The organism is Zobellia roscoffensis (assembly GCF_015330165.1).
GTDB classification, from domain to species: Bacteria; Bacteroidota; Bacteroidia; order Flavobacteriales; family Flavobacteriaceae; genus Zobellia; species Zobellia roscoffensis.
The window spans coordinates 4,402,814-4,416,425 of record NZ_JADDXT010000002.1; the positions used below are offsets into that span (position 1 = coordinate 4,402,814).

General features: G+C 36.5%; 5 protein-coding genes. All 5 read right to left on the reverse strand.

Annotation, left to right across the window (positions count from 1 at the left end; genetic code table 11):
• Positions 1-8: 8 nt before the first annotated feature.
• The gene (locus tag IWC72_RS17930) at positions 9-4,046 is read right to left on the reverse strand and encodes a two-component regulator propeller domain-containing protein (RefSeq protein WP_194530729.1); all 4,038 of its coding nucleotides are present in this window, start codon (positions 4,044-4,046) and stop codon (positions 9-11) included.
• 58 nt (positions 4,047-4,104) lie between these two features.
• On the reverse strand, positions 4,105-6,417 hold the full coding sequence (locus IWC72_RS17935) for a GH92 family glycosyl hydrolase (protein ID WP_194530730.1): 2,313 nt from the start codon (positions 6,415-6,417) through the stop codon (positions 4,105-4,107).
• Between the two features lie 13 nt (positions 6,418-6,430).
• Positions 6,431-8,482: a glycosyl hydrolase 115 family protein gene (locus IWC72_RS17940; protein ID WP_194530731.1), complete on the reverse strand. Its 2,052-nt coding sequence runs from the start codon at positions 8,480-8,482 to the stop codon at positions 6,431-6,433.
• Between the two features lie 106 nt (positions 8,483-8,588).
• Complete coding sequence (locus tag IWC72_RS17945) at positions 8,589-10,238, reverse strand: RagB/SusD family nutrient uptake outer membrane protein (RefSeq protein ID WP_194530732.1); 1,650 nt, start codon at positions 10,236-10,238, stop codon at positions 8,589-8,591.
• A 17-nt stretch (positions 10,239-10,255) separates the two neighbouring features.
• Positions 10,256-13,300: a SusC/RagA family TonB-linked outer membrane protein gene (locus IWC72_RS17950; protein WP_194530733.1), complete on the reverse strand. Its 3,045-nt coding sequence runs from the start codon at positions 13,298-13,300 to the stop codon at positions 10,256-10,258.
• Positions 13,301-13,612: the final 312 nt, after the last annotated feature.

The window sequence follows — 13,612 nt, forward strand, 5'->3', positions numbered from 1 at the left end:
CCTTATATTTATTTTATCAACTGACTTGGCGGGTAGCCAAATTGCTTTTTAAAACAACGGCTAAAATACAGAGGGTCACTAAACCCAATAAGTGTGGTGACTTCAGATACATTGTATTTCTTTGTTCGTAGTAGTTCTGCCGATTTTTTTAGGCGAATGGTTCGTATAAATTCATTAGGAGCCAAATCCGTAAGCTCCTTTACTTTCCTGTATAGCTTTGATGAACTCATACCTAGTGACTTGCAAAGCAAGGAAGTATTTAGTTCACTATTATCCATATTTTCATGGATTAAATTGGTCAAATTTTCCATGAACGATTGATCAATAGGTGAATGCGTCAATGTATTTACCTGACTTTCTATTTCCTCTGAAAACCTACTTTTCAGTTCTTTTCTAGAATTGATGATATTTTCAATTCTCGTTTTTAGCAATGACGGGTCAAACGGTTTCACTAAATAGCCATCAGCACCGGAACTATACCCTTTTATTTTATCATCATTATCAGATAAGGCCGTTAAAAGAATCACGGGAATATGGCTGATTTCCGCATCGTTCTTAAGAGCTTCGCAAAACTCCAGTCCAGTTTTAACGGGCATCATAACATCTGCAATGCAGATAGCGGGTTTTACGTTAAGGCAGACCTCCAACCCTTTCTCTCCGTTTTCAGCTTCAAAGACTTTATAATAATCAGAAAGGTAGTCTACCAAGTAGTTTCGCAATTCGGCATTATCCTCAATTATTAAAATTCGCTCTTTTAAATGTGTACTTTGAATGATTTTTTTTGCAGTAATAAGCTGCGGAGATTCTTCAACCACAGGGTTCTTTTCATAATCAAAAACTTCATCATCTCCATAAGCTTCTCGTCCAATGGGAAGCTTTAATGTAAAAACACTGCCCTTGTTCAACTCACTCTCTACTGTCACTTCACCTTTGTGTAAATCTATCAATGCCTTTACCAATGAAAGTCCTATTCCGGAACCTGTATTAAGACTAGTGCTATTAGAAGCTTGATAAAAACGAGAGAAAATTTTCTTTTGACTTTCTTTAGGAATTCCAATTCCGTCATCACTCACTTCAACTACCAAGAAAGCACTACCCTCCTCTTCTTTTACCTCTATAAAAAGATCTACATGACCATAATTATGAGTAAATTTTAAGGCATTAGACAGCAGGTTATAGAGCATTTTATCATACTTATCTCTGTCTATATACCCCTTAATCTCTTCATTTTCAAAGATTAAATTAAAGTTGATTTTTTTATCGTCGGCAAGCTCCTCAAAGGAACGAAATGTGTTTTTAGTATATAGGAGAATATCTGTGTTGGTTACTTTTAAACGAAGTTCCCCTGATTGTGCCCTCCTAAAATCCAAAACCTGATTTACCAAATTCAACAACCTGTTGGCATTCTGATGTATGAGGTTATACCTGCTCTGCTGAAAGTAATTACCAGAGTCTTTACCATCTTTAATCAACTGCTTTGCTGGACCCAAAATTAGCGTTAACGGCGTTCGTAACTCGTGAGATATATTAGTAAAGAAACGCAGTTTTTCGTTATTCAGTTTTTCATCACGTTCACGTTTTACCTTCTCCATTAACCATTGCTGTTTCAAAACAATGCGCGCTCGTACTTGCTTGCGAATAAGGTAAAAAGCCAAGGCCAGAACCAATAACAAAAGAAAGAATGCTTTATACGTAAACCAAAAAGGAGGGAGTATTTCAATATGATACGAAGCGGCATCACTCCATACCCCATGACTATTCATTGCTTTTACTTTGAATACATAGTCTCCAGAAAATAAATTTGTGTATTGTACGGTTCTTTGGCGAACATCTACGGTATTCCAATTTTCATCAAAACCTTCTAAAATATAACTATACCTGTTCTGCCTTCCGTTTACATAAGATGGACTTGAAAATGTTAAGGAAAAGTTTTTGTTCGCATTTTGAAGTTCTAGGCTCTTACTTAGGTTTATATCCGTTTTAAGAATTTCCTGACCGTTAATCACAGAACCTATTTCTACTGCCTTATTCTGTACTCTAATATTTGTAATGACGGGTTCTGGAGCATATTCATTTACTGAGAGATCTTTTGGTGAGAATGTTATTATTCCTTCCTTACCACCAAGAAACATATGGGTTTCATCTGCATAGTAAAACCCTCTAGTACTAAATATATCTAAGCGATTTCCACTTTCTGTATGATATAATTTCAATTCTTTTGAAGCCGTATCATATTTCCCTAAATTATTATTATTCATGTTCAACCAAAGGAATCCATTCTTTTTAGATACTAAATTTGTAATCCAACGGTTGGACAATCCGTCTATATCATTTATGGGTAAAAAATTATCGAGTTTAGCGTCATAATAACAAAGCCCTTTACGTGTAGCCGCCCAAATTTTACCATTTTCATCAATAGCAATATCACTGACATTATTATGGGGTAACCCTATATCTAAATGAGATGTAGCTTCATAAGCTTTTACTTGTGCAGTCTGGCTGTCATAGGAATAAGTTCCCATTTGTGTCGCGAACCAAATCTCACCACCCTTACTTACTTTTACGGTATTAATATCTAGAGATGGTAACAAATTACCATAAGAATCATCAACCTTTTGTGTTTTTAAATTTAAAACAACCGCTCCCTCACCATGAGAAGCTATAACCATTTTATCACCATTCAAAGGTTCAAAAGCTAAGACAGGTGCATGCTTAAAACCTACATCAACTACTTTATCCGTTTTACTTAGATAATCATATATCAATACTTCTCCATTCCAAAGACCGCAATAGAATATTTTCCCGTCTATGGAATACATACTTGCAATATCTTTCTTTGTATCATACAGAGGTTTGTAATTTTTCCCTTTGGAAATAAATAACCCATTGTGACGTGTAGCTACAATTATATTGCCGTCAAACGTTTTTGAAAAGTCTCTTACACGTGGTACTTGATTATCTATAAACCTACTGATGGACCTATTGTATTTAAACTGGTTTTCAAAAGGGTCGTACTTATCCAAGCCTTCTTCCGTACCTACCCAGAGTACACCAGAATTATCAAAATAAAGAGCGGAAACCAAATTATCTACCAAGGAATCATCATCGGACAATTCAGAAAAGTACCAATGATATTTTTGTTTTGATACATCTTCCAACTCATCAACCTGTAAAATACCTCCTAAGGTTCCTAGCCAATATTTACCGTCTTGTGCTCTTGCAATAGATATAAAATAAGGCCCTAATTTGTCCCTGGTCTCAGGATTATCAATCAATAAATTTTCAAAACGGTCTTCTGTTATATTCAGTTTATACAAGCCATTTCTGCTTCCCACAAAAAGATTAGACTTATGGTCTTGGAATATAAAATTCACATACGGATTAGGCTCTTTTGAATTTATGGGGGATAATGCATACTGTTTGATTTGAACAATTGACCCTAAGTTATCCAAAGAGATTCTAGCTATAGCAACATCACCATAACTACCTACCCATAAGCGACCTTTAGAATCTTCAAAAATTTCTTTGACATAAGAAAAACCATCCAATGGTACTTTACTAAAACTTTGCTTTTGCGGATTGTAGATAAATAAACCTTGATCTTTGGTTCCTACCCAAACTCGTTTAAATGAATCTATATGAACAGACCTAATTTCATTATCCTGTAATGAGCCTGTATTATTGACATCTGGCAAAAAGACCTTGAATGTATAGGTGTTTAAATCAAGAAGAGAAAGCCCGTTACGTGTTCCGATCCAAAGCTGGTTAGCTTCTTTATCAAATTCCAAGGCGGTAATATCATCATTAGGAATTGTATTTACAGATGGAGAAGCACTTGTGTACGATTTAAACTCATAACCATCAAAACGGTTAAGACCCGAAAACGTACCAAACCAAAGAAAGCCATCATTATCTTGAACAATATGCCTTACCGAATTATGTGAGATGCCACTAGCATCATTATAATGTTCAAATTTTAGGGATTGACCACACAGACCCCACAAAGAGAAAATCAACCAAAAAACAGATGTTAATCTATAGTTCATAAGGCGTGTTGTAACTACAATTTAGAATTTTAAAGAACAACACCCAATACTTAGGCACTTATTCTACTTGGTCGCGATTATTCTTAAATTTATAACGGAAGGTAGCCCCGTTCATCAAAGCCGAATGGCGTACCGAATTTTTTAGATATGGAGACCCGTTCAACTGAAGGGTTTCAGCTTCAAACTTACTTGTTAATATTCTAGGTGCTTCAATTACAAGCTCTTTTCCATTTTGTAATGAGATTGTTATTTTATCAAAACTAGGACTCCCCAATTCATATACAGGATCTGTCTCAGTACCTCCATTCATTTGAAACAGACCTATCTTCATTAATACCGCCAAGCTACCCATTAGACCTTGATCTTCATCGCCATTATAACCAGTGGCAGGAGACAAGCCTCCAAAAACTTTATCGGCTACTTTTCGTGACCAATATTGTGTGAGGTCTGGCCGGTCTAACTTATTGAACACAAAAGCTGTTTGAATAGACGGTTGATTACCATAGTTTATAGGGATGTTACGATACTCGGGGTGCAACTCTTGAGAATGCGAATTACCAGCTGTAAAGCCCAGTTTTTCAGCGGTTTTAAACTGTTCATTCAATTTTTCAACTGCTGAGTCCTTCCCTCCCATTAACTCCGCTAAACCTTCAATATCGTGAGGTACGAACCATGTTGATTGTGCCCCATTAGATTCTATAAAACCGTTTTCATGTTCATAAGGGCTATAATTTTCTCGCCATTTACCCTCTATATTTTTAGGCCGCATCCAACTTACTGAACTATCAAAAACATTCTCATAATTTTTAGAACGCTTCATGAAATAATCATAATCTTTAATATACCCTAATTTCTTCGCTAATTGCGCTAACGTCCAATCTTGATACGCATATTCCATAGTCATACTGGCACCATCTTGATGGCCACCAAATCTACCCTCAGGAATAGGGTGTGGCACATACCCGTTTTGTATATAGTATTTAAGACCACCACCAATTGTTGTAGTGTGTTCGTAACCCGCTTTGCCCATAATACCTTCTAGCATATGGTTCTTTTTTAGCGCCTCATAAATATGCTCTAAATTTTCAGTGATAACCCCCTTTTGAATTGCACTTACAATAAAAGGCGTAGCTGATGCTCCTGTCATAACATAGGTATAATTCCCACCTGATGGGCCACGTGGCACCATTCCACCATCATCATAATATTGCATAAGAGAATGCACAAACTCTTCCATAATATCTGGATAGACCAATCCCCATAGCGTATTCAACGTCCACTGGGCTCCCCAAAACGAATCTGAATTGTAATGGTTAAATTTTGGCTTTCCGGTTTCATCTAACGGTAATTGACCTATTCTAAAAGCTTTTCCGGTATTGTCAGGATAGGCTCCATTGGCATCACTAATAATTCTGCGTCCCTGCAACCCATGCCATAAATCCGTATAGAATCTTCTTCTTGCAAGTTCTGTATTACCTTCTATTTTTATTCTACCAAGCAAATCGTTCCATTCTGCTCTTGAATCTCCTACTACCTTATCAAAATCCCAATGATCGAGTTCTGCATTTATATTATTTCTGGCATTTTCATTTGATGTATAGGATATTCCTGCTTTCATCAAAACCTGAGAATCTGAATCTTTTAAAACAACTAAATAATTCCCAGTGGTATCATCACGCTCTATAGAATCTATTTCTGTATTTAAATCGATACTAAAGAACAGCTTTACAGGTTTTGGTCTTCTTCCTGTTTTGGTTATAGTTAGTTGTCCTTTTAATGATTTGTTATTTATTTGTTCAAGTAAACCATCTGTATTTTCATTGGGACCCAACATTCCGTTTAGATTAAAAAGTATAGCTCTTTTTTTTCCTTTATTTGGATAGGAGTATTTATGAAACCCCACACGTTTAGTACTGGTTAGGTCTACATCTATATCATATTTTTCAAGTTCTAAATAATGATGTCCCGGTGATACCTTTTCTGTATCATGACTGAATTTTGATTTAAAGTCTGTAAATATTGATTGCTCATCAGAATTCTCTATTGTCAACGGCATAATCGATAATCCAGAAAGTTGCCAAGCGTGAATATGGCTGAATCCTTGAACGGTATCAACCTTGTGTCTATACCCACTACCCCAAGCACCATCAACCTCCGTATCTGGACTAAGATTAACCATGCCAAAAGGCCTACTGGCCGATGAAAAGAAAAACCATCTGGAATTTTCTGTATCTAATTGAGGGTAAACCAAATCTACAGGTTCTATGACCTTAGCGTTAGTTTTTGTCTCTACTTTTGACTCACATGATGAGAGCACAATGGTTAATATGATATAGATTCCGTAGAAAGGAACTTTTGAAAATAAATTCATATAATACACTTCTTTAACTTTTTGTATTGAGGTTTGATTCTATCTTATCCAACATTTCAAAAGTTGGAAACCCATTATTTGGCCTTCTAATTTCAGGATTGTACCAATTATTCCATTTTAGTGCCTTGTCTCCACTTTTTCTATTTATATAAATTACTTCCAATTGAGCTCTAGCCTCTGGTAGCATTTTATTCATATCTCTACGAAACTTCTCTTCTGAAGTATTTTCATATTGCTTTTTCAAAATTGCCATCTTATGTAATGTTCGTTCAAACCGAATTAAATCTTGATACAGAACCACTGGCAAATAGATGTAATCATGATAGAAGGTTTTATTTGATGTAGCCTTCTGAAGTCCTTTCTTTGCTTCTTCAACCGATAAAGCAATTAATTCCTCAACTCTATTAACATGTTCAAGGTCATTCTCTACCCTCGTATAATCATGGGGTACGGGAGATTTTCCCGGTCGTTTTATTGGACTGTTTGATAAATAAGAAATGGCCTCCTTAATTTCCCAAAGATGCTGTACATAACCAATTCGTTCTTTTTGTGCTTGGTGTAAAACTTTCATTGAAGACACTGCATATTTGGCACTAGCTTCGTTAAAATAACGCTCTGCCCAGTCTTTGTAGAACGATTGGGCGTAAAAAGTATCAGGATTATTACACACTTTTGAATAAGCCTCTATATTAAGTAAAAATGGTCTAAAATTTTGTCCGTTTACTAAACAAAACTTGTCGGCATCATACGTACTGAACATTTCTTTCATTACAGATTCCACTTTTTCCGGGTAAGGATTATGTACCGTATGATTTAACCAATACCCAGCATGCATATAGGTTCCAAAATTGTAATTGTCAGTTGTGTTGGGCAAATGTTCAAAATCTCCAAAACCATGATCGGACCATGCCACTATCCAATCTTTAGGAGGTCTGAAACCGTCGTTCCACATTTCCATTCCATCGGAATAGCAAACTAATACTTTGGCCGCTTCTGGTTTGTATTCATCTACTAAATCTCCAAAAGCTTTATAAACTTTATTAAAAACCTCTATTTTCTCCTCGCCACAACTACTTTCATACTCCCAGTCCCATACTTGATGACGTGGTCGTAATATAAAAATATCAGTTTTACGCAAAGGTGTTTTCTCTAGGTAATAACGCCATGCCGTTATCCAGTCTTCTTTATAATCTTGCCAACAAGTAGCTTTATCAGCAGACATGGGGTGTATTTGATAGCCAAGTGCAAAATCTATAGCTACTTTCATGCCTTTACTTTGAGCGTAGTCTATCATTTTTTCAACATAGGCTACATCTACTTGGTAATCTGTTAAATCTTTATATTCAGGACGAATAAAAAATTCCGGACGACCCAGCATATCAAAAATTTGAATCGCATTATATCGTAATCGTACCAATGAGTTAATCATTTCCGTATAACTCTCCCAGTCATATTCTAGAAGGTTTCCTCGGTAATTTGCCAACTCATCTACATCATTTTCAAAATAACAAAGCAATGGTACTTTTGGCGGAGCGATACGCCTATTCTCAAAAGCGAAGAGGTCTTTAAGTTCTTTCTTTACTACTTCCTTTCCTGTCCAATACTGGACAGGGTCAACACCCAATATGTCATTTGAAAAATCATAAATTGAATACTGAAGTCCTTGTACATCTGAACCCGCTATTACAATTATCTTTCTATTATTCCCTAAAATTGTTTTAGCCCAAATACCACCTCTAGGACCAGGATTTGTAGCCGTAATTTCTATTTTATGTGATTTATTTAAAGACGCTATTAGCGCGTTTGACTCTGGCGTTCCCAAAACTATAACTGTTCCTTTTCTAGGAACTTCTTTAATATCAGAAACTACCTCTACCTTTATGGATAAGGCCTTCTTAATATCAGTTTGAAAATCTTCAACAGCATTCAACTCGGTTTTGTTTGCTTGTTTCCCTACTACAAGATAGCAAGTGCTTTCTGGTTTATTGGAAAAGGAATAAAACAAGAACAAGCCAAAAAGGGGAAGTAACAAAAGAACCCAGTTAAAACTTATTTTCTTAATCATTATACGTATCTACTTGGTTTATAACCTCAAACTCATTTAAAAATATGGACGGGAATACCACTCCCGTCCATATTCAACTAACTCAAATTAACTAAACTCAATTATTTTAGTATCCTGGGTTCTGGGTTAAAGAACCATCTGAAAGTTCCAACTCACTGGAAGGAATAGGTCTTAATAAATGTACACTTGCATCAAAAGCACCATGGTCTTGAACATGTGGATTGTAAGCTGTAATGCGCTCTTCTAATTTCCCGGTACGTTTTAAAACTGCCCATCTATTAGCTTCTCCGGCCAATTCCAAAGCTCTCTCATTTAGAATATCGTCTATTGTTACAGAGCTATATTCGTTAGCAACACCAGTTGCACGTTCTCTAACAATATTCATATGGGCTAATGCCGCTGATGGATTGCCCGCACCCAAATAAGCTTCAGCAGCCAATAAGTGTGTTCCTGCTACCCTAAATACAAATGTATCTCGTGCACCATCTGTAGCTTCACTAAAAATTTCATCATCAAACTTCTTGAAAATAGGAAAGTTGGTTCGCTCTGGGTTAAGGGAATATAAATAGTTTACACCAGGGATATTATCTGGCTGTCCAAATAAATACTGGTCAGGTTGGTATACCCAATATCTATCCAAGCGTTCCGCTAATTCAGTGGTATTCAAAGCTACTTTTGGGTAATACACAATAGTATCACCAGCTACAATAGCATCCGGCCCTTCCGGTTCATCACCGTCTGCAAGAATTGCTCTGTGCAACGTTGCTTCGTCCCTGCTATCGTTAGCTGCCAGTAAAGAATAGAAAAATGGCGTAGGCATAGCGTTAAAATCACTAAAACCATACGGAGTAGTTGTTCTGTTCACTCCTGGATAATTGGCCACTTGATTCATAAAAAGGGAATGCTTTGTATTTACCTGATCAGTAGCAAGTCCGTTAGTCCCCCATTGCATGGCAAATAAAATTTCGTCATTTACCTGGTTGTCGTAAGCAAAAACTTCTGCGTAAGATTGGCTCCTTATATCATATGATCCAATAGCATCTTCCGCAAGAGCTGCCGCAGTATTAAAATCATCAGTGCTCCCAAAAGAAGTATAGCCTCTTGTTAAGTAAACTTCCGATAATAAGTGTTGTGCGGCTCTTTTTGAAAACCGACCGGTTTCAGGAGCATCAAGTAAAACTGGAATAGCATCTTCCAAATCACTAATGATCTGAACGTATGTTTCTTCTTCTGTGCTTCTAGCATAATCTGAACGGATAGTAGTAGGTTCATCTAATTCTAGAACTAATCCTCCATATTGCTGAACCATATTGAAAAAGGCCAAGGCACGTAATGCTTTTGCCTGAGCAATACCATACGCTTTTTCTCCTAATTTAGAGTCTGTCCAGCTAATTTGATTTTCATAACGATTGATGGCCGTATTAGCTTTTGCCACCACATTATAATTTTTGGACCATAAAGAGCCTCCTACACCTGAATCAAAACCAAAATAGTCGTTCACCGCAGAAACTGAATTCAATTCACCTTTAACAGTAAACAAATCCGTACCTAAAAACTGCAGATTATAATCCTTATAGACCTCTCTTAGAGTTGAATATATTCCAACAACCAATTGATCGGCCGTGCCTTCTTCAATGAAATTTTCACTTGTTATATCAGAAAAAATATCTTCTTCAATATAACTATCGCATGCACTAAAAGTAACCATACCTAGAAGTATGACGCCAATATGCTTAATTTTTATATCTAGTTTCATCCTAATTTTTTATAATGTTAAAAGGCAAGTTTTAGCCCCAATAAAACTGTTTTTACCGCATAGGTCATATTGTAAGAGTTCTGAAGCGCAGTCTCTGGGTCAGGCCCCTTATAATCTGTAAAAGTGAACGGGTTTTGAACGTCTAACGACATTTTTAACTTAGACATTCTTAACTTGTCTGCTAGTTTTTGCGGAAATTGATACCCCAAACCAATATTACCAATTCTAACAAAAGAAAGGTCTTCGTAAGTCCAACCTGTATCTCCATAATCAGGAATTGGGTAAGCACCATCTGGATTATTAGGAGTCCAGTAATCTAGATCTAAGCTATTAAATACAGCACCATCTCCCGAAGTCGAGAAATTTTGGAAAAACTCAGAATGCCCGTAAGACCCTTGTCTAGTATATACCTGTACATTTAATTCTAAGTTTTTATAATTAAAGGTGTTGGTCATACCTCCTATCCAATCAGGAGAATTTTGACCTAACAACACCTTATCATCCTGATCTATTGTTCCGTCATTATTTTGATCAACAAATTTGTATTGCCCTGGAAGGTCTCCATAAGTAGCAGCCTCCGCAACTTCATCTATTTGCCAAATACCGGCAACCTCTGTATTCCAGATAGCATCAACAGGAGCTCCAATTTTTAATACCCCATGATTTCCAAAAGGAATCTCATCCAAATCACCATCAATCTCTACAATTTCGTTGGTATTCTTGGTATAGTTGAAATTAGTACGCCATGAAAAATTATCCGTTTTAACGTTAACCGTATTTAAGGTTACTTCTATACCACTATTTCGTACAGACCCAAAATTACCAAGAGCGTTACCGTATCCTGTTATATTAGATAAGGTTCTAGCAAGTATACTGCCTTCTGTCTTTTTATTGTAATATTCAAAACCCAAACCAATTCTATTATTAATAACGGAAAGATCTAAACCTAGGTTGTATTCTTTTGAAACTTCCCAAGTTAAATCTTCGTTAGGTAAGCCTGCCACTGTTTTCCCAACGCTTGGGTTCTCTCCAAATAGGTAGTTTGATGCTGATAAAAATGCCAATGAGCTATATGCATCTATTGTGCTATCGTTACCGGCTTCACCATAACTAACCCGGAATTTTAAGTTATTTAACCAATCTGCATTTTGAAGAAAAGATTCTTCGCTTGCTCGCCATGCAAATGCGGCAGACGGAAAGAAATTCCACTTATTCCCGGCCGATAGTTTTGAAGAACCATCATATCTTCCGGTAAACGTAAATAAATATCTGTCTTTAATAGAATAGTTTAAACGACCTGCAAAAGAAGCCAGTGTTTCTTTTTGATAAAAGCTACCAAAATTCCTAATATCCGTACCTCCTTCGGTGTTATAAAAAAGGTAGGCATCCGTATCAAAATCTCGAACCTGTATATCACTACCTTCCTTATTGTTATGATATATAGAAGAAATCAGAGTCGTTTTTAAATTGTGGTTAGGCGCAAGGTCAAAATCAAAATCCAGTATATTATCCCAAGTATAAGCCGTATTAAAATCTGACTGATAGTGCGATTGTATTCTACTTGGATCGTTACGCGATGATTTTGTTAAAAGACCGCGGTACTCACCAAAACGCTGTGAAGTAATGTTAGGTGCAAACTGCGTTTTAAAACTCAACCATTTTGTTGGTTTATAGTTTAAGAATACGTTTGCTATCACATCTAAAGTCTTGGTGTTTAATTGCCAAGCACCCTCTGCATCATAAATAGGATGAACAAAACGAAGATCTTGATCATCTGGGAACAAAATTGGTTCTCCTGCAGAATCGAAAGGATTTACTGTAGGTGCCAAGCGGAGTGTACTCCTAAACAACTCTCTACTGCCTTCTTCACGCTCGGCAAATGCTAAATAGGCCTTTACACCCACAGTAACTTTCTCCGATACTTTCTTTGAAACCGAAGCACTTATATTATAACGTTCGTACCCTTCTATTCCCATAACACCTTCATCATTCAAATATCCTAAAGATGCGTTGTATACCAATCCATTAGTACCTCCGGACATTCCCAAAGTATGACTTGTCTGAATACCAGCTTTTCTATAAAGCTTCATCCAGTCTGTATATCTTCCATTGGCAACATTACTTGCCTCTTCATTAGAGTTTTGAAATTCGGTTGACCGATCAATAGCAACATTATTATAATCAGCAACAGAACCGGTACCTTTCCAAGCTCTAGCTCTTAAAACATCATCTACGAACTGAACATACTCAGGACCATCAAACAGATCCGGTACATTGGTAGCTGTACGAAGACCAAAAGAAGAATCATAAGTAAAAACGGTTTTCCCTTCAATACCATTTTTAGTTGTAATAATAACAACACCATTAGCACCACGGGATCCGTAAATTGCAGTTGCAGAAGCATCCTTTAGAATGTCCATTTGTTCTATATCCGCCGGATTCAAAACATTGATATCTTCAAAGAAAATACCATCTACAACATATAGCGGCTTGGAAAGGTCATCGGCAAGATTATCACTTACCCCATCACGGCCAGCATTATTATTTGTAATTACCGTATTTCCCCTAATTTTTATTGAAAGTGGCGCACCCGGTTTTGAACTTAATGTTCGAACATCTACACCTGCAACCCTACCTTGAATAGCTTGACCTATATCCGTTTTCTTTTGCTCCGTTAGGGTCTCTGTGCTTAATGAAGCGACCGCACCTGTTAAATCACTCTTTTTTACAGAACCATAACCAATAACCACAACTTCATCTAAGCCTGTTGAGGACTCAATGAGTTCAATTGTATAGTTTGAAGAACTGCCCAAAGTGATTTCTTTAGTCTCATAACCAATGTACGAAACCACTAAAATTTTACCGCTATCAGCTACTGAAATGGCAAAATTACCATCAAAATCAGATACAACACCGTTGGTTGTACCTTTTACTAAAACACTGGCACCTGGCAAAGGTACATTTGCCTCATCGACCACTACACCTGTAATTTGTGTCTGCGCCCATGAAACAGTTGTCACCCCTAAAAGGAGGAATGCCATTAAAAGTTTGAGTTTTTTCATTTTAAATAAGTTAGTTGAACATTTGACCAAACCTAAGGTTCTTACCATCCATCATTATGGACATATTCTTCAAAAACATGGATGAATTCCACAACATCCCATTTTACGGGAGCTGACAGGTATGTTAAATACTTATAACGAATTTATAATTTGATAAAAATTCAACTAAAAAGTTACTTATTCATCATTTCTAATGCTCATAATTGCTAAAATGACTTTCACTCTACTTCTTTAGTTTGATGCTATAGCTATGTATATTAAACTCATAAACCAGGCTAAATTCAACAAAAAAACCTCCTAAATTCATATGAA

Coding starts and splice junctions, on each gene's coding strand:
- IWC72_RS17940 (WP_194530731.1), bottom strand. CDS start 8,482: ATGATTAAGAAAATAAGTTTTAACTGGGTTCTTTTGTTACTTCCCCTT.
- IWC72_RS17935 (WP_194530730.1), bottom strand. CDS start 6,417: ATGAATTTATTTTCAAAAGTTCCTTTCTACGGAATCTATATCATATTA.
- IWC72_RS17950 (WP_194530733.1), bottom strand. CDS start 13,300: ATGAAAAAACTCAAACTTTTAATGGCATTCCTCCTTTTAGGGGTGACA.
- IWC72_RS17945 (WP_194530732.1), bottom strand. CDS start 10,238: ATGAAACTAGATATAAAAATTAAGCATATTGGCGTCATACTTCTAGGT.
- IWC72_RS17930 (WP_194530729.1), bottom strand. CDS start 4,046: ATGAACTATAGATTAACATCTGTTTTTTGGTTGATTTTCTCTTTGTGG.